The sequence below is a fragment of the Niabella aurantiaca DSM 17617 genome, from assembly GCF_000374125.1.
GTDB classification, from domain to species: Bacteria; Bacteroidota; Bacteroidia; order Chitinophagales; family Chitinophagaceae; genus Niabella; species Niabella aurantiaca.
Genome location: NZ_KB893636.1, coordinates 20,402 through 37,556, shown reverse-complemented (window position 1 = coordinate 37,556; position 17,155 = coordinate 20,402). Strand labels below are relative to the sequence as shown.

Annotated in this window: 19 protein-coding genes; 12 read left to right on the top strand and 7 right to left on the bottom strand. The window is 50.1% G+C overall.

Annotation, left to right across the window (positions count from 1 at the left end; translation table 11 throughout):
* Positions 1-237, top strand: a 237-nt coding sequence (locus B160_RS29115) for a transposase (protein ID WP_018628477.1), incomplete at its 5' end; no start/stop codon positions are given.
* Here the strand turns inward: B160_RS29115 and B160_RS0113615 are convergent.
* Positions 224-679, bottom strand: a complete 456-nt coding sequence (locus tag B160_RS0113615; RefSeq protein WP_157558055.1) for a hypothetical protein — start codon at positions 677-679, stop codon at positions 224-226. The two genes, B160_RS29115 and B160_RS0113615, sit on opposite strands and share 14 nt — an antisense overlap.
* A 402-nt stretch (positions 680-1,081) precedes the next feature.
* Here B160_RS0113615 and B160_RS0113610 point away from each other — a divergent pair, with 402 nt between their 5' ends.
* The 6 genes from B160_RS0113610 to B160_RS0113585 all read left to right on the top strand — a co-directional run bounded on the left by B160_RS0113610 (position 1,082) and on the right by B160_RS0113585 (position 6,523).
* Positions 1,082-2,323: an MFS transporter gene (locus tag B160_RS0113610; RefSeq protein WP_018628475.1), complete on the top strand. Its 1,242-nt coding sequence runs from the start codon at positions 1,082-1,084 to the stop codon at positions 2,321-2,323.
* A 308-nt stretch (positions 2,324-2,631) separates the two neighbouring features.
* A complete protein-coding gene (locus B160_RS0113605; protein ID WP_040679875.1) occupies positions 2,632-4,044 on the top strand; it encodes a pyridoxal phosphate-dependent decarboxylase family protein in 1,413 nt (470 codons plus the stop codon).
* A 173-nt stretch (positions 4,045-4,217) separates the two neighbouring features.
* Positions 4,218-4,724, top strand: a complete 507-nt coding sequence (locus B160_RS0113600; protein ID WP_018628473.1) for a GbsR/MarR family transcriptional regulator — start codon at positions 4,218-4,220, stop codon at positions 4,722-4,724.
* A gap of 2 nt (positions 4,725-4,726) precedes the next feature.
* Positions 4,727-5,083 (top strand): hypothetical protein, encoded by a 357-nt coding sequence (locus B160_RS0113595; RefSeq protein WP_018628472.1) that lies wholly within the window; start codon positions 4,727-4,729, stop codon positions 5,081-5,083.
* A gap of 11 nt (positions 5,084-5,094) precedes the next feature.
* Complete coding sequence (locus B160_RS0113590; RefSeq protein WP_018628471.1) at positions 5,095-5,493, top strand: hypothetical protein; 399 nt, start codon at positions 5,095-5,097, stop codon at positions 5,491-5,493.
* A gap of 181 nt (positions 5,494-5,674) precedes the next feature.
* Complete coding sequence (locus tag B160_RS0113585; RefSeq protein ID WP_018628470.1) at positions 5,675-6,523, top strand: TIGR01777 family oxidoreductase; 849 nt, start codon at positions 5,675-5,677, stop codon at positions 6,521-6,523.
* A 269-nt stretch (positions 6,524-6,792) separates the two neighbouring features.
* Here B160_RS0113585 and B160_RS0113580 read toward each other — a convergent pair whose 3' ends face one another.
* Positions 6,793-7,449 (bottom strand): metal-dependent transcriptional regulator, encoded by a 657-nt coding sequence (locus tag B160_RS0113580; protein ID WP_018628469.1) that lies wholly within the window; start codon positions 7,447-7,449, stop codon positions 6,793-6,795.
* An 89-nt stretch (positions 7,450-7,538) separates the two neighbouring features.
* Here B160_RS0113580 and B160_RS32400 point away from each other — a divergent pair, with 89 nt between their 5' ends.
* The 5 genes from B160_RS32400 (at position 7,539) to B160_RS0113555 (ending at position 12,059) form a co-directional block, all read left to right on the top strand.
* On the top strand, positions 7,539-9,863 hold the full coding sequence (locus B160_RS32400; RefSeq protein WP_018628468.1) for a TonB-dependent receptor: 2,325 nt from the start codon (positions 7,539-7,541) through the stop codon (positions 9,861-9,863).
* Positions 9,864-9,865: 2 nt separating this feature from the next.
* Positions 9,866-10,369, top strand: coding sequence for a thioredoxin family protein (locus B160_RS30675; RefSeq protein ID WP_051107173.1), 504 nt, complete (start codon positions 9,866-9,868; stop codon positions 10,367-10,369).
* A gap of 189 nt (positions 10,370-10,558) precedes the next feature.
* Entirely contained in the window at positions 10,559-11,026 is a 468-nt protein-coding gene (locus B160_RS0113565; RefSeq protein WP_018628466.1) for an SRPBCC family protein, read from the top strand.
* A 150-nt stretch (positions 11,027-11,176) separates the two neighbouring features.
* A complete protein-coding gene (locus B160_RS0113560; protein ID WP_018628465.1) occupies positions 11,177-11,521 on the top strand; it encodes a tRNA-binding protein in 345 nt (114 codons plus the stop codon).
* 25 nt (positions 11,522-11,546) lie between these two features.
* Positions 11,547-12,059, top strand: a complete 513-nt coding sequence (locus tag B160_RS0113555) for an O-acetyl-ADP-ribose deacetylase (RefSeq protein ID WP_018628464.1) — start codon at positions 11,547-11,549, stop codon at positions 12,057-12,059.
* Between the two features lie 72 nt (positions 12,060-12,131).
* On the opposite strand, the gene B160_RS0113550 is transcribed toward B160_RS0113555, so the two are convergent.
* From B160_RS0113550 to trpB, 5 genes are all read right to left on the bottom strand, one after another.
* Entirely contained in the window at positions 12,132-13,316 is a 1,185-nt protein-coding gene (locus tag B160_RS0113550; RefSeq protein WP_018628463.1) for a carboxypeptidase-like regulatory domain-containing protein, read from the bottom strand.
* A 219-nt stretch (positions 13,317-13,535) separates the two neighbouring features.
* A complete protein-coding gene (locus tag B160_RS30670; protein WP_018628461.1) occupies positions 13,536-14,609 on the bottom strand; it encodes a TlpA disulfide reductase family protein in 1,074 nt (357 codons plus the stop codon).
* A gap of 270 nt (positions 14,610-14,879) precedes the next feature.
* On the bottom strand, positions 14,880-15,650 hold the full coding sequence (gene trpA, locus B160_RS0113530) for a tryptophan synthase subunit alpha (protein ID WP_018628459.1): 771 nt from the start codon (positions 15,648-15,650) through the stop codon (positions 14,880-14,882).
* A gap of 47 nt (positions 15,651-15,697) precedes the next feature.
* Positions 15,698-15,862 (bottom strand): hypothetical protein, encoded by a 165-nt coding sequence (locus B160_RS31675; protein ID WP_018628458.1) that lies wholly within the window; start codon positions 15,860-15,862, stop codon positions 15,698-15,700.
* Between the two features lie 32 nt (positions 15,863-15,894).
* Entirely contained in the window at positions 15,895-17,085 is a 1,191-nt protein-coding gene (gene trpB, locus B160_RS0113520; protein WP_026309751.1) for a tryptophan synthase subunit beta, read from the bottom strand.
* Between the last annotated feature and the right edge of the window lie 70 nt (positions 17,086-17,155).

Sequence of the window (17,155 nt, the reverse complement as noted above, 5' to 3'; positions counted from 1 at the left end):
AATATGAAAAATAAACTATTGACCATCAAAGAAAAGTTTATGTTGAAGCGAAGAGCTTTGATAGAAACAGTGATTGATTTACTAAAGGACTTTCAGGATTTGTGGCACACCCGGCATCGTAGTGTGGACAATGGATTTAATAACATGCTTGCCTGCCTGGCCGCATATAACTTCAGAGATATCAAACCTACCTTCAAAGCGCATAAACGAAACTTTTGGATCGCTATTGCTGCCTAAATCTTGTCGAACTCACGTTAATCTTAAACAAGCACTGGAACAGCCTGTTTAAAACAATATCATATATCAGGATATTACCGTTCACTCCTTTTTTGGGATCTTCAAGAAAAATAAAAGGAGCAATGAGTGTCGCCCGTTTTGCGGTCCGGAGATTTGCGAGCTTTGATCTTGCCCGGTCCAGGTGCTTTGACGGCTTTATTTCAAGCGTATCAACCTTGCCTTCATTGAATTTAAGCATGTGCAGTGTTACCGGTTGTCCTGCCTGCAGATCGGCAACCATCATATATATATTTCCAAGATACGAGTAGGGCAGTTCAGAATCGGCCACTACTTCGCTCATACAATCATTGAGACTGTCCAGGTCTCCAGGCGGAATATTCGATTGCGCCTGCAACACCTGGCTGGTCAGCAATGCTGCGATCAAAAAGCATTTCATTTTCATCGTTCTGATTTTAGCAACCCTTTTTAAAGATAGCCATTTGTCTGCATTGGCCGGAGCAAGGGCATTTAAAATGGCATTCTTAATGCCGCTACTCTTTATTTCCGCTGATCCGGGGTCGTCCATTAGAACGCGGATCCCGGGGACTTTATCAATAAATGCTGATCCTGGCAGACGACCATTGGCAGCGCCCGCCAGCCTGTTGCCCGGAATATTGACCGTACGCAATTACCCGCTGTTCAATAGCATCTTTTATTCTTGGGAGTGACCGGGATTAAATGACGGGTAAATAGCCCTGGCGGGCTGCCGTTCCTGTATTTGCACATCAAACCAGGTGTTTCTTCCTTTGAAAACTAAAAAAACAACCTTATTTTCAGGTTTTAAACACTCAATAGCCGCTGTTATATGAAACGATCGCTGCACCTGCAACTGTCCCTGATGATGTTCCTTGAATTTTTCATGAAGGGCTCCTGGTTCGTCACCCTGGGCACGTACCTGAAAAACAACCTGGGCGCCTCTCCATTGGAAATTTCCAGCATCTTCTCTACGCAGTCGCTGGGTGCCGTAGCAGCCCCGTTCTTCATCGGTTTTATTGCCGACCGGTTCTTCAATGCGGAGCGGGTGATGGGCGTACTGCACCTGCTGGGCGCGGGATTGTTATTGATGATGTACCGGGCCGATAATGCCGCCAGCCTCTACCCTTATGTGCTTTTTTATTTCATCGCCTATATGTCGACCCTTGCCCTTACCAGCTCGGTTTGTTTCAGAAATCTCCGCAACCCCAAAAAACAATATCCGCTCATACGCCTGGTGGGCACCGCCGGATGGATGGTGGCCGGCTTTGCCATCAGCTATGGGTTCCATTGGGATTCAAAAGGTGCCGTTGCCGCCGGGGCATTGCAAAACACGTTTCTGCTGGGGGCTGCCTGCTCCGTAGCCCTCGGTCTTCTTTGCTTCCTGCTTCCGGCTACACCGCCCTTGAAAAAAGATCAGCCCTTTTACTGGGGCGACGCATTGGGGTTACAGGCGCTGAAGCTGTTAAAACAAAAAAGCTTCCTGGTATTTTTTCTTACGGCTATCATCATTTGCATTCCCATTTCATTTTATTACCAGCACGCCAATCCGTTCCTGGTGGCAACCGGCTTGCCCAATCCAACGGCAAAAATGGCATTGGGGCAGCTTTCAGAGATCTTATGCCTGCTGCTGATCCCCTTCTTCTTTGCCCGGCTCGGGTACAAGAAAATGATGCTGATCGGCATCGGCGCCTGGGCATTGCGTTACCTGCTCTTCGCTTATGGCAACGGGCAGGACCTGGCCTTTATGCTGATCCTTGGCATCGTCCTGCATGGCGTCTGTTATGATTTTATGTTTGTGGTCGGACAGATCTATACCGACAGCATTGCGGGCGATCAATACCGCTCCTCCGCCCAGGGGCTGGTAACGGTAGCCATGTACGGGATCGGCATGCTGATCGGCTTTTGGGTTGCCGGGCTTATTTCCGAGGCACTGAAAGCATATGAAGGCACCACCTACTGGCGTTACGTATGGCTGTCGCCCGCTGCCATGGCGGTGGCGTGCATGCTGATCTTTATAGTGCTGTTTAAAGAACAGCCGGTTCAGGATCCCGTCCCGTCTGAAGAACTATAAAGGCCCTTCCGTTCTGTCTTTATCGATATGACAGGCTGGGGCCCGTCGTCTAAGAAGCTGTTAAGAACGTATAAACGGGTTGAAACCCGTTCTTGCCGGATCTTTCGAGGCNATGCCTCTTTTGCTAAAATGATCGCTTAACCCCGCTTTTTATAGATGACGGCTACAGCGACTCCCTAAGTAGCGGCGATAAAAAGCCGGTACCTTCTAATGGTTATACGGATGCTCCCGGATCGTTTTTAAACAGCTTCTAAGGTTTAAGGATCTGTGCACCGCAGAGCGGGGTTTTATCCTACATTTACAGGATCATGAACAAACTATTGCAAGGAGATCTTTCCTCACTGGAAAAAATATTTCAGCTGGTAAGCGCACAGGGGCTGGATTACCTGAAAAATATAAACGGGCGCCCCACCTCAACTGTCATGAAGACCGCTGCAACTGCTGCGATGCCCGATAAAGGGATCGGAACCATTGACACCTTACAAAAATTCAATGACCGTTGGGAATCAGCCATGGTGGCGGCTTCGGGTCCGCGCTACTGGGGCTTCGTGACCGGAGGAACCACTCCCGCTGCAGTTGCGGGCGACTGGCTGACCACCATTTACGATCAGAATACCCAGATCATAAAAGGCGACGGGGATATTTCCGCCGCCATTGAACTGGAAACGGTGGGCCTTTTGCGGGAGCTCCTGGCACTGCCCGGTGACTTTACCGGAGGCTTTGTAACCGGCGCCACCATGTCGAACTTTACCTGCCTGGCAGTGGCAAGGCAATGGCTGGGCAAGCAATCGGGGGTAGATATCGCCCGGGAAGGTATTGCACAAAAGATGCATGTTCTTACCGCAACCCCACACTCCTCCTCCGTAAAATCACTGGCCATGCTGGGCATGGGAAGCAGCAATATTAGGCCTGTAAAGACCCTGCCCGACAACCGCGAAGCCATCGATACCCACGATCTTGAGGAACAGATCCGGCAGCTGAACGGTGCGCCGTTCATCCTGATCTCAAGCGCCGGGACTGTCAATACTGTTGATTTTGACAACTTTTCTGCGATCGCGGCCTTAAGGGATAAATACCGGTTCTGGTGGCATATTGACGCCGCATTTGGCGGATTCGCCATCCTTTCGGATGCACATCAACACCTGCTGAAGGACTGGGAACAGGCCGACAGCATTACGGTTGACTGTCATAAATGGCTGAATGTACCTTATGAAAATGCGGTCTTCTTTGTAAAAGACCGGTACCGGATGCTTCAGGTAGCCACCTTCCAAAACTCCAATGCGCCCTACCTGGGCGACCCCCTTGAACAATTCAACTACCTCAATCTTTTGCCGGAAAATTCAAGGCGGCTAAAGGCCCTCCCCGTATGGTTCACACTCCATGCATACGGGCGCGAAGGATACCGCCACATCGTGGAGAACAGCATCCGGCAGGCAACCGACTTTGGTGCCTTTATCGAATCACGGCCGGAGCTCCGGTTATTGGCCCCGGTACGTCTCAATACGGTATGCTTCTCGCTTTCCGGTTCTGAGAGCGATCCGCAAAAAGTAACAGCGTTCCTTTCGGCATTGAACAAAACGGGAAAAGTATTCATGACCCAAACCCACTATAAAGAGCAAGCCGGGATCCGGGCAGCTTTTGTCAATTTCAGGACCAGCGAAAAAGATGTGGAGCTGGTAAAAGCACTGATGCTCCGGTTGTTGCCGGAGTATTCAGCCTGATCCCTGCCCCATAAAAGTTTCTCAAGAAGGATCTCTTACAGATATACCGGACCGGCCTCGCTTTGCACCCGGAACTGCCGGAATAAGGCCAGGAAAGGAAATATTTATTTAATTTTCAATATTTTTTGAAAATTCAATAAATACATATATCTTTACACCCGAAAAGAAAACAAATGAACCTGACCGTATCCAAACAAAAATTTATCGATACCTGGGGCGCCCTGGGCTCTGAGTGGGGCATCAACAAATCAGTGGCACAGGTACAGGCGCTGCTGCTCGTTTCGGACGATCCCCTTTCTACCGATACCATCATGGAGGCACTGACCATCTCCCGCGGCAATGCGAACATGAGCCTCCGTCAGCTGCTGGATTACGGCATCATTTATAAAAAGGTGATCGCCGGAGACCGCAAAGAATATTTTGTAGCAGAAAAGGATATCTGGAAATGGGCGCTGAAAATAGCCCTGATGCGCAAGCAAAAGGAAATTGATCCCGCCCTGAGCGTGTTAACCGAACTGGAAGCAGAAACAAAAAAGGATAAATCAGCCGAAGGGAAAGCGCTGCACCAGACCATTCATGATATACAAACATTTACAGACCAGCTCAGTACGCTGGTAGAGCGGGTAGCTACCTCCACCCGTGGGGAGCTCCTGCTAAAATTACTGAAACTCATCGCATAGCCATGAACTATAATATCCCTGCCTATATTATCTACGCCGCAATTACCATCTATATCATCTATTGGGTGGGCCGGTTGTTTCACAAAAACGGCAGGGTATTCATACTGAGGATCTTTCTGGGTCATGCGGCGCAGGCAGATGCTACCAACAACATCATCCTGACCGCTTATTACCTGTTCAATACCGGTTATGCCATCGTACAATTCAGCAACTGGCAGGCGGTACAGAACCTGCAAATGCTGATCGCTTCTATAGCCGGGAAAACAGGCATACTGGTGGGCATCCTCGCAGTGACCCACTATTTCAATATGCTGCTCGTTTATATTCTTTCAAAAAGAGTACTCCATTATTCATCATAAAATATATCATCATGAAAGACTTCATCGTTATAGCGTACCTGGTTTACCTGCCGGTAGTGATCCTTCTTACCTTTTATGTAGCCCACAGCCTGTTTCGCAACAGCCTGGTATATATGAAGGATATTTTTAACGGGCGCGATGAAATAGCCGTTGCTACCAACACCCTTTTCAGGATCGGTTTTTATTTGCTCAACCTGGGGTTCGGGCTTTATATCCTGGAGATCACCGGCCACTTGGAAACCCCGCAGGCAGCCATCGAGGCGCTGAGCGTAAAGATCGGCGGCTTTAGCATCTACCTCGGCATCATGCTTTTCCTGAATATGTATCTGTTCTTCCGCGGCAAAAAGATCGCCAAACAAAGAAGGATCAGCGCACCGTTTATCACAGAGACCAATCTGCCCCGGACTTAGAGCCGGTACAGCTGGGCAGCCGGGTATTAAAAGCAAAATCCCGCAACCACCGCAAAGGCTCAGGGAACACATAAAGAACGCAGGGAAATAAACCCTGTAAAGGCCCTGACATCCTTTTCGGTTTCATTCCAGCCACGGAGCAACACCAGGATCCTATACCTTAAATTCACAAAAATACAGTATGAAACAAAAAATAATCATTGCAGGCGGTACCGGGTTTATCGGCCAGTACCTGGTGAAACGGTTCCGGGAAGAGGGCTACGAGGTACTGCTGATCGCCAGGAATGCCGCCTTCATTACCTGGTCCGAAGAAAATAAAATACGGGCAGCGCTTGAAGGAGCTGATGCGCTCATCAATCTGGCCGGCAGGTCTGTCGATTGCCGTTACACGGAAGCCAATAAGCAGGAGATCCTCGGATCCCGGGTGCAGACGACAAAGCTGCTATGGATCAATTCCAGCACGGCCACCATCTACCGGCACGCAGAAGACCGGCCGATGGATGAAGCCCATGGAGAGATCGGCACCGGGTTCTCTGTGAACGTGGCCAAAGCCTGGGAGCAGGCTTTTTTTGAACGGGCTACACCCCGCACCCGAAAAGTAGCCCTGCGAACCGCCATCGTATTGGGAAAAGGCGGCGGGGTAATGATCCCCTACACCCGTCTTGTCCGGTACGGGCTGGGCGGCGTACAGGGCAGCGGCAAGCAGGTATTCAGCTGGATCCATATAGCGGATGTATATCGGATCATCCGGTTTATTATGGAGCACCCTGCCCTTGAAGGGGTCTATAATACCTCGGCCCCGTTCCCGGTCCTCAACAAACAGTTCATGCAACAATTAAGGAGCCGGATCCGGCCACTGGTGTATTTCTCTTCTCCCGAATGCCTGCTGCAGCTGGGTGCCAAACTGATCGGTACGGAAACAGAGCTGGTATTAAAAAGCCGGTGGGTGATCCCAAAAAAATTACAGGCGGCGGGCTTTACTTTTCAATACCCCACGATCAGTGAAGCGCTGGATGAGATTTGGAAATGAGGCAATGTGAGAATTTGAAAATGTGGATGCCGTTCCGGTTCGATGAGCTTGCCTCTGGTCGGTATTCTACAGACGTTATACGACGGCTATTGGCCTTCAGCGATCAGTCTTTAAACAATCTTCAACCATATTCAACCAATTGAAACAATTGCAAAATGCGCATTGAGCATCGCACGGATCCGCTGGAACATTGACCCTTAAACGTGGAACTTTAAACCCCGAAAAGCACACCGAGCATAAAAACGGATCCCAACGTGAAACCCGTCCTTTCAATCCACCAATAAACTATTTGCAAATTTTTCCGATACGGTGATCTTCTCTTTCCCCACCTGCAGGATCACCGACCCATCGAAGGAGATCTTCTCCATCACCCTGATCTTTGTACCGATACCGATCGACAACTGCTCGAGGTATTGCAGGAAAACAGAGGAAGTATCTTTTACCGCCGCCACGGTACAGGATTGCTGAATGGCCACAGACGACAGCAAGGTTGTAGCCCGGGGTGGCATTTTTCCATTGGGTTTGGGAATGGGGTCGCCGTGCGGATCATAATCCGGATAATTCAAAAATTTATCCAGCCGCTCGGTGAGCTTGTCGGACTGGATGTGCTCCAGCTGCTCGGCCACCTCATGCACTTCGTCCCAGCTGAACGCCAGCACCTCACAAAGGAAGGTTTCCCATAACCGGTGCTTACGCATGACAAATACAGCAATGTCCCGCCCCGCCCGGGTAAGGGTGATCTTTCCATATTTTTTATAGCTCACATACGCCTTCTCTTTCAACCGCTTCAGCATATCATTTACCGTAGCCGGTTTTAATCCCAGGTGTGCGGCCAGGTCGTTGGTGCCGGCTTCCTTTTTTCCCGCTTCATCCGTGGTCAAATAAAGCAGCGCTTTCAGATAATTCTCTTCCGTATTGGACAACATTCATCAAAACTAACAAAAAAATCTAAAAATAAAAGTTAGATTAATCTAACTTTTATAATTTCGCATATAGAAAATAAAAAGTAAGTATATTGAAAAAGAAAATCTCCGGTATCCTTTTAGTACTCCTTCTCTGCTCCATTGCGGGAAATGCCCAATTTGTTTTGAACGGGGTCATTACCCACCAGGCACAGCCCGTTCCGCATGCAACGGTCCGGCCGGAGCAGTACCCCGCCACAAGGGCCGACAGCAATGGCCGTTTTCAGCTGGCTCATTTACCCCCGGGCACGATTATGCTGGAAATTACAGCAACCGGATATAAGAAAAAGGACACGATGGTCCGGCTTCAAAGCGATACGCTTTTGGTCATACAGCTGGAGCAGGCATCACCGGAAATGCAGGAAGTGGTCATATCCGGAACCCTGAAAGCCGTTTCGCGCCAGGACAGCCCTGTTCCGGTTGAAGTGTACACCTCCCGGTATTTTAAGGCCAACCCCACGCCCTCACTTTTTGATGCCCTGCAAAACATCAACGGGGTGCGCCCCCAGCTGAACTGCAATATTTGCAATACCGGCGATATACATATCAACGGTCTCGAAGGGCCCTATACCATGATCCTGATCGATGGAATGCCTGTTGTAAGCGGTCTTTCCACCGTTTACGGGCTAAGCGGTATTCCGCAATCGCTGATCGAGCGCGTAGAGATCGTAAAGGGTCCGGCTTCCACGCTTTATGGCAGCGAAGCTGTAGGAGGATTGGTAAATATCATAACACACAAGCCTGGAAATACGCCCGCAATTGCGGCGGATGTATTTGCCACTTCCTGGCGGGAGGTCAATGCCGACCTGGCTACCAGTTTTCGCGCCGGCTGCCATGCACGGGGTATGGCTGGGATCAATTATTTTAATTACAGTGCTCCCGCGGACCATAACCATGACGGCTTTACCGATGTCACCCTGCAAAACCGTTTCTCCGGTTTTACAAAATGGGAGATCAGCCGCCCCTCACAGCGCGTCCTGACCATGGCTGCCCGTTACGTGCAGGAGAACCGGTGGGGAGGAGAAATGAACTGGAATCAGCATTTCCGGGGCGGTGACAGCATCTATGGCGAAAGCATCTATACCAAACGCTGGGAGCTTTTTGGTTTATATGAATTACCGTTGCCGGAGAAGCTCCTGCTCTGGTTCAGCGCCAATGGTCATGATCAGAACAGTGCTTATGGAACCACCCTCTTTAATGCCCGGCAAAACATCGGCTTTCTCCAGCTGACCTGGAACAAAGCCACCCGCACACACGACCTGACCGCCGGCGCTGCACTGCGCATTACGGATTACGATGACAATACACCAGGCACGGCGCAACCGCACAACGGGCAGATCCGGAACCAGCCGGAGCGGACCTGGCTCCCGGGCCTGTTTGTGCAGGACGAGCTCACGCTTAATGAAAACAATAAACTCCTGGCGGGCCTGAGGTACGATCATCATTCCGTACACGGCCACGTGCTTACCCCCCGCCTGAACTACAAATGGAACTCGCCGGACAAGAACAACACACTGCGGTTCAGCATTGGCAACGGCTACCGCGTGGCACAGGTTTTTACGGAAGATCATGCTGCACTTACCGGGGCACGGGAGGTTGTTTTTGCCGAAGCCTTAAAACCCGAGACCTCCTGGAACGGCAATATCAACTTTGTGAAAAAGATCTTTATCGCCGGTGGATTTATCGGCATCGACGCTACAGCCTTCTATACCTTCTTTACCAATAAGATCATTGCCGATTATGAAAGCGACCCGGATGAGATCCGCTACCAGAACCTGGGCGGATACGCGGTTTCACGGGGCGCATCGCTCAATCTGGATGTATCCCTGACCCGGGGGTTGAAGCTCCTGACCGGCGCCACTTATATGGATGTTTACAGCAAGGAAGGCGGTATCAAAAAACGTCAGTTGTTCACCGAAAAATTCACCGGCGTCTGGAATATCGGCTACCGGTTTGCAAAACACGAGTGGAGTATTGACTATACCGGCAACCTGTACAGCCCCATGCGGCTTCCCCTTTTAAGCGCCACGGATCCGCGGTCGGGAATGGCGCCCTGGTGGAGCATACAGAATATCCAGGTCACTAAAAAGATCGGCCGGCAGCTGGAGGTTTATGGCGGTATCAAAAACCTGCTCAACTTTACCCCGGACAAAGGCAACCCGTTCCTGATAGCGCGGGCGCATGATCCTTTTGATAAAAAACTGGATTACAATGGCGACGGGAAGATCGATACAGATGCCAGCGGCAACCTGCCCGTTACGTCCGAAAATCCCTACGGGTTAAGCTTTGATCCCTCCTATGTTTATGCACCCAACCAGGGCATCCGCGGTTTTTTAGGAATGCGTTGGAGTATTGCCCGCTTTTCGAACAACCGGTAATCATGCGCAGGAAACAACATATAAAATGGTTCTTTGCCGCGATGCTACTTATCCCGCTGCAGCCGGCAGCACAGCTGCGTACCCCGGAAAAGGCAGACAGTGTATTGCAACGGCAATCAAAGCCGGTGGTCATTTTTGTGTACACCGATTGGTGCCGTTACTGCCGGCTGATGGAGGAGACGACCTTTAAGGACCCGGACCTGATCGCTTTCCTGCACCGCTACTTTTACTTCCTTAAGGTGAACGCTGAAGAAAAAAGGCCCATCCGGTTTATGGGACGTATGTATTATTACCGGCCTACCGGAGCCGGCACCGGCATACATGAGCTGGCGGCTTTTCTTCTTGGCAACAAACCGGCCGGCTACCCCGCGCTGGTCTTTCTTTCGCCAGGTGCCAACCTGCTTTTTCGCGTGAACACAGTAATCACCCCGGAAGACCTGCTCCGGCTATTGGCCGCCATTCATAAAACGGAGAACCAATCGCAACCGCTGCCCGGGAACCGGTGAGCCCAAAGCCGGGACCGGGATCGTAAAAAAGCGCTTCTGCTACCCGGGCATCGCCGGATAGCACTGCCTTTGATGCCCCACGGCGCAATGGGATGACCGGTTACCCGGCAGCAAGGCCAGCTTTTGATGCTTCCTTTGCACGATGCCGGAAGATCTTTGAATAAAAGCGTACATTTATAAAAAAGCGTTATGGCCACCACAACACAAAATTTTGCAAAGGCGGAAATGCTGATCCGCAAACCCGTTGCAGCGGTTTTTGAAGCCTTTGTTGACCCGGCGATCACTACTCAAATATGGTTTACCAAAAGCAGCGGCAGGCTTGAAGCGGGAAAAATGATCGAATGGACCTGGGAGATGTATCACCATACCGTTCCTGTAAAAGTGACCCACATTGAGGCGAACAAAAAGATCGGGATCGAATGGGGCAACCAGGGGGTGCAAACCACCGTAACCTGGACCTTTACAGCCATTGACGAAGCCAGAACTTTTGTAAGTATCGTAAACAACGGGTTTAAAGGCGACGCAGATCAGCTGCTGGCCCAGGTGCGCGACGCTACTGAGGGTTTTACGCTGGTGCTGGCCAACCTGAAGGCCCTGCTGGAGCACGGTATCCTGCTGAACCTGGTAGGCGACCGCTTCCCGGAAGAAATGAAATAGCGACCGGGTACTGAAATTTCCGGGAGGCAGTAAAAAAGAACTACCGCTATTCCCGGAAACCACCCATCCCCGGGAATAAAATAATGGAAAGGCTGTTGTGCCTTCGCCCCTTTTATCGTATATTCCGCATATTCACAAATAATAATGCATATGCAGGAACAACCAACGATCAACTGGTCGGACTTTACAAAAATTGAAATGCGGGTGGGTACGATCATAGATGCCGAGATCTTTAAAGAGGCGCATAAACCCGCTTATAAGCTGACCATCGATTTTGGAGCATACGGTCATTACAAATCCTCTGCGCAGATCACCAGGCTTTACAGCGCTGAGTCACTGCCCGGGAAACAGGTCATTGCCGTTTTAAATTTCCCGCCCAAGCAGATCGCCAACTTTTACAGCGAATGTCTGGTATTGGGCACCGTTGGCGATGAAAATACCATTACCCTGCTTTCACCGGAGCAACCGGTGCCCAACGGCCTCCGGATAGGATAACAGGGCACTCAAAAACAAAAATCATATGATCGAAGTGATCGCCGGCGATATTACAAAAATCAATGTGGACGCAATCGTAAACGCAGCCAATTCCTCTTTGATGGGCGGCGGAGGGGTAGACGGCGCTATTCACCGTGCGGGCGGACCGCAGATCCTGGAAGAGTGCAGGAAGATCGTTGCAAGGCAGGGAGAATGCAAAACCGGGGAAGCGGTGGTGACCACAGCCGGCCGGCTGCCGGCAAAATATGTAATACACACAGTAGGCCCCGTTTGGAACAATGGCCGGAACCAGGAAGCAGCGCAACTGTATGCCTGCTACCATAACTCCCTGGAGCTGGCGGTGGCCCGGCATTGCAGAAGCATTGCGTTCCCCAATATCAGCACCGGCATTTACGGATATCCCAAAAAAGAAGCAGCGGCCATTGCCGTCGGGGCGGTTCAGGATTTCCTGACAGAGCCCGGTACTCTTGAAAAAGTCATCTTCGTTTGTTTTGATGCAGAAAATGAACAATGGGTCAAAAAGGCAATCGAAGCATAATCACTCCCGGATATACTGCTCCACAGGGACGGGAAACTGCCTAATAATCAGCCGTTATCTTTTTTATTAAGATCAGGGTTCATAATCCAATGGAAGCATATTGCCCACTTTGTCGCTCCAGGACCAGTAACCGGAAGAAATAAGCTCTTTAGGAGGCGTCCAGTTGCCCTGGCTGTTAATGGTAAGCGGTTCCCTGAGCTGCAAAAAAGAGGTTGGATACAGCGGATCGCGCCGCTCCCCGATCTGTTTCAGGTATTCAACGGCTTCCAGGTCGTTTATATAAGTAACAACCAGGAAGTCGTTCCAATACAGGACCCGGTTGGCGCCGTTCCCGGCCACAATAATGCTATCCGCGGTCATATGCTCTGTGTCATAAGCATCTTTATAATCGGCCTGGCTCATGATCTTATTATAATACGTTACAGAATCCGGAGACTCAATAAATGGACGATCTTCCCTGATGGCTTCATTTTTCAGGACCATGATTTTACGTCTTACCTCTTTCACCCGTTCTTTTTCCACATTGGGGATACGGACCATCTTTCGCAAACGGAACCCCTCTTCATCCAGCCGATGCTCATAAACCGCCCGCATAAAATGCAACGGCGACCCATAATAAGCATTTCGCCTGCCCTGTTTTACAACGCCCCTGCCGGAACTGCTCCTGAACAGCGCATAACCTGCATAATAGGTACGATGCTCATTAAAATTGATCTGAAAGTCCTGCAGGTCATATTGTATTTTATAACCCAACCGGGGGTTAACAATTTTCAGCGGTTCATCCGCAACCGCACGGAGTATATTTTCATTTTTATAATACCGGAACCGGACTGCTTTTTTATTTTTCAGCTCGCATCTTTTACCGGTGGGCGTTGTACCCAGGAAGGCTTCCATAAATATAGCTCCCCATTTTTCCCAGGTCTCTGTAATAGACCCTCCTACTGTTATATTTTCAAGCTCCTTTACCCTTGGGCGCAATTCAAAATGCAGGTTCAGCAGCTGTCGCCCCGGTTTAACGGCATATACCTCTGTTTCATAACTCACACTGGAAACAATGAGGTCTCCCTCCGGAGCATTTGTCAATTGAAAACTTCCGTCTGCTTTAGTAATGGTGCCTGCAGAAGTATTGTTGATAAATATACTTACACCCGGAACGGGCTGTCCTGCACCCTTAATGATCACTTTACCGGTAATCAGCTGCTGAGCTTTTCCCGAATTCACCCACAAACAGCATAAAAGGATCGCCCAGTATTTCATAGTTTAAATATAATGAATATATTACGCGGTGCGCGCCCTTATTATAAAAAACGGTATGGTGCCCCTGAAACCACCGGGTGCGGCAGGGCTTTCCGGAAAAATTTGAGAAGAGCAGTAGTCAGCAGCCTGTCCCATAAAAAAGCAATTCCCCGTTTGGCTGATCGCAACACATAGCGGGACCTGTGCAAAATACACAGGCGGCATCCTCGCGGCAATCGTTTATTTGCCCAGCAACGCCTCCAGCTTACCATCCAGGTCTTCCCCGCGCAGGTCCTTTGCCAGGATCTTTCCATCAGGCCCCAGCAGCAGGTTTCGGGGAATGGCAGTAATGCGGTACTTCTGGGCAACTTCATTTTCCCATCCTTTCAGATCGCTTACCTGCGTCCATGCAAGTTCATCCTTTTTTATAGCCGCCAGCCAGCGATCCTTCTCTTCATCCAGCGATACGCCCAGTACCGTAAAGTTCCTGTCTTTATATTTGTTGAAGGTCTTTACCAGGTTCACATTCTCCCTGCGGCAGGGCCCGCACCAGCTTGCCCAAAAATCCACCAGCACATATTTACCCCGGAACTGGGCCAGGGAAACATCCTTACCGCTGGTATCTTTCTGCATAAAATCGGTGGCAACACTTCCCACAGCGTTAAACCGGGCATCTACCAGGGCCTTCTTCAATTGCCCGCCCATGGCAGTACCCATTGCCTCCCGGGTCAGTGCATTTGCCCGTTTTTCCAGGAGCGATACATCCTCGGTAAAACCGATCGTCGACAAGATCGCCATGGCGCTTACCGGGGACGACGGGTGCTTTTTTATAAACAGGTCCACGCTTTCCTGGATATCATCTACCTGGCTTTTCATTGCATTGCTCAGGCTGTCGCTGCCCATGCCTGATTGCAGCGCTATGCCCAACTGGTTGATCTTTTCAAATTTCGGGATAAACAGATCCTGGAATTCCGTAAAATCATCCTGCGTTTTGGAGCCGGTAAATTTCCAGTCGTCCATCTTTGTTTTTACCGATCCCGATACTTTTACATTTTCATTGCCAAGGAATACAGCCGTTTTCATGGTATCACCAACCATCAGCCCCAGGATCGCCGGCGCTTCGAGCTTACCGGACAGTACAAAATTTCCACCTTTGGATTTGGCTTCTCCCAGTGTGGCAGAAGCATTTTCCAGGTCGATCAATACTACAGCCGTGTTATCCGGCAATCCTTCTACATTGCCCGTTATGGTTAATTTTTGAGCCATCGTGCAAACCGGCAATATCAATGCAAGAAAAAGACTGATTTTATTCATTTAGATCTGTGATTTTTTTGAATGCCATTTGGTGAATACTTCTCTGTAAAACAAGATTACGGTTTATTTGTTGCATCGTCTCCAAACAATATTGCACAAAACCGGCGATCCGTTGCCTGTACCGGTAGCGCCCGTTATAACCGATTGATTTTCCGGCATTCATCATCACAGGCGATCCGGCATCTTGCTCTATTTTAGCAAAATATTAATAAGGAAAGTTCCTGTCGCCGCAGACGGGTACGCATGTTTTTCCGGTAATTTGTTACCGGGTCAGTTCAAAACGTTTTTGATAAATTCATGGGTAGCTGCAGTTACATCCGTTTTACCCTCCAGGGCTTTTATATAGGCAGAGCCGATGATCGCCCCGTTTGCATATTTACAGGCACGTGAAAATGTTTCTTTATCCTTTATTCCAAAACCAACCAGCACCGGGTTTTTTAGCTGATATCCCTGTAAGCGCTCCAGGTATTGTTCCACGGCGGTGAAATCCTTTGCATTACCCGTGGTGGAAGAAGAGGACACCGCATACAGAAAACCGCTGCTGAGGGCATCCAGTTTCCGGACCCGCGTTTCCGGGGTTTCGGGGGTTACCAGGAAAATAAAGTCAAGCCCGTATTGATCTACGATCGCTTTATAGGAGGTTTCAAATTCAAAAGGCGGCAGGTCCGGCAGGATCAGTCCGTCTACACCGGCGGCCGCTGCATCCGCGCAAAATCTTTCAAAGCCATATTGCAATACCGGGTTCATATAGCCCATCAGCACTACCGGAACCCGGATCCGGGAACGCATTTCTTTTAACTGTTCAAACAACCGGGAAAGGGTCATGCCGCCCTCCAGGGCAATCGTGCTGCTGTTCTGGATCACTTCCCCGTCTGCCAGCGGATCGCTGTACGGCATACCCAGCTCAATGATGTCGGCCCCGTTCTCCTGCAGGGCCTCCATAACCGGCAGGGTGCTGTTCACACCGGGGAAACCCGCCGTGCAATATACATTCAATACTTTCTTCTCTTTTTGTGCAAATATGTCTTTTAACCGGCTCATCAAAAATCCTTTTATTAATACCGCTCTTTTTTAACTATGCAGAGCTGTTACTTCATTTTTAAAACAGCATAATTGGGGTGCTCAGGGTTCACAACAGGTTCCTGTACTCTGGGATGGATGCGCCATACTTCCTCCTCGCCGATCATATGCCTTCCGGCTAATGCCGTATCATCCTTATTGATCAATTCCATGCCTGCGTATACCAATCCCATGGTTTAACAACTTATACGATAACGCTGCACTTTTATTTACCCATTGCTTTCATATAGGTTTCCATATCCTTATCGCCCCGGCCACTAAGGCAAATGACAATATTATCGTCTTTTGCAAATGATACTTTCTTAAGTGCCGCCAGTGCATGCGCGCTCTCCAACGCCGGGATGATACCTTCCAGTCTGGCCAGTTCAAACGCTGCGTCCAGTGCCTCCTGGTCGGTGGCATTCAGAAAATTGCCCCGGCCGGTCACAAACAGGTTGGCATGCATGGGACCGATGCCCGGATAATCCAGGCCTGCTGAAATGCTGTAGGGCTCTTCCACCTGGCCATCCGCTGTTTGCATCAGGTAGCTCCTGCTGCCGTGCAGGATGCCGGGCTTCCCCAGCTGGGTAGCAACTGCGCTTTTATCCGTATCAATGCCGCAGCCGGCCGCTTCTACAGCATAGATGCCCACAGAAGGCTCGTCTAAAAAGTGATAAAAGGTACCGGCCGCATTACTGCCGCCGCCCACGCAGGCCATCACCGCATCGGGCAGTTCCGAACCGGTCTTCTCCGCCAGCTGGGCTCTTATTTCTTTGCTGATCACGCTTTGAAAGCGGGCTACCATATCCGGGTACGGATGGGGCCCCACCACGCTGCCGATAATATAAAACGTATCATTCGGGTTGTTGATCCAGTCCCGGATGGCTTCGTTGGTTGCATCTTTTAATGTCTTGCTCCCGCTTTTTGCCGGTATAACGGTAGCGCCCAGCATTTTCATCCGGGCTACGTTGGGCGCCTGGCGCTCAATATCTTTTTCTCCCATATACACAATACACTCCAGCCCCTTCAGCGCGCATACGGTAGCAGTGGCCACCCCATGCTGCCCGGCGCCGGTCTCCGCAATGATCCTTTTTTTCCCCAAGCGCTCCGCTACCAGGATCTGTCCGATGGTATTGTTCACTTTATGTGCCCCGGTATGGCAAAGATCCTCCCGCTTAAGGTACACATGGGTCTTGTATTTTTCACTCAGCCGGGAGGCATAATAAAGCGGCGTTGGCCTCCCCGCATAATCTGCGAGCAAAAGTTTGTATTCCTGCTGAAAAGCGGCGTCTGCAATGATCTTCAAATAGTTCTCCCGCAATTCTTCCACATTCCGGTATAACATTTCCGGGATATATGCGCCTCCAAATTCCCCGTAATATCCCTGTTCATCCGGCTGTTTATATGATGCCTGCATTTTATTCTCCGACGTATTTTTTGATGAGGCGTAAAGATACAGGAAATGCGGGGATAAGGGAGGCGCGGAA

Coding starts and splice junctions, on each gene's coding strand:
- B160_RS0113605 (WP_040679875.1), top strand. CDS start 2,632: ATGAACAAACTATTGCAAGGAGATCTTTCCTCACTGGAAAAAATATTT.
- trpA (WP_018628459.1), bottom strand. CDS start 15,650: ATGAGCCGGTTAAAAGACATATTTGCACAAAAAGAGAAGAAAGTATTG.
- B160_RS30670 (WP_018628461.1), bottom strand. CDS start 14,609: ATGAATAAAATCAGTCTTTTTCTTGCATTGATATTGCCGGTTTGCACG.
- B160_RS0113600 (WP_018628473.1), top strand. CDS start 4,218: ATGAACCTGACCGTATCCAAACAAAAATTTATCGATACCTGGGGCGCC.
- B160_RS0113595 (WP_018628472.1), top strand. CDS start 4,727: ATGAACTATAATATCCCTGCCTATATTATCTACGCCGCAATTACCATC.
- B160_RS0113560 (WP_018628465.1), top strand. CDS start 11,177: ATGCAGGAACAACCAACGATCAACTGGTCGGACTTTACAAAAATTGAA.
- B160_RS0113580 (WP_018628469.1), bottom strand. CDS start 7,449: ATGTTGTCCAATACGGAAGAGAATTATCTGAAAGCGCTGCTTTATTTG.
- B160_RS0113565 (WP_018628466.1), top strand. CDS start 10,559: ATGGCCACCACAACACAAAATTTTGCAAAGGCGGAAATGCTGATCCGC.
- B160_RS0113555 (WP_018628464.1), top strand. CDS start 11,547: ATGATCGAAGTGATCGCCGGCGATATTACAAAAATCAATGTGGACGCA.
- trpB (WP_026309751.1), bottom strand. CDS start 17,085: ATGCAGGCATCATATAAACAGCCGGATGAACAGGGATATTACGGGGAA.
- B160_RS0113590 (WP_018628471.1), top strand. CDS start 5,095: ATGAAAGACTTCATCGTTATAGCGTACCTGGTTTACCTGCCGGTAGTG.
- B160_RS30675 (WP_051107173.1), top strand. CDS start 9,866: ATGCGCAGGAAACAACATATAAAATGGTTCTTTGCCGCGATGCTACTT.
- B160_RS0113615 (WP_157558055.1), bottom strand. CDS start 679: ATGAAAATGAAATGCTTTTTGATCGCAGCATTGCTGACCAGCCAGGTG.
- B160_RS0113610 (WP_018628475.1), top strand. CDS start 1,082: ATGAAACGATCGCTGCACCTGCAACTGTCCCTGATGATGTTCCTTGAA.
- B160_RS0113550 (WP_018628463.1), bottom strand. CDS start 13,316: ATGAAATACTGGGCGATCCTTTTATGCTGTTTGTGGGTGAATTCGGGA.
- B160_RS31675 (WP_018628458.1), bottom strand. CDS start 15,862: ATGGGATTGGTATACGCAGGCATGGAATTGATCAATAAGGATGATACG.
- B160_RS0113585 (WP_018628470.1), top strand. CDS start 5,675: ATGAAACAAAAAATAATCATTGCAGGCGGTACCGGGTTTATCGGCCAG.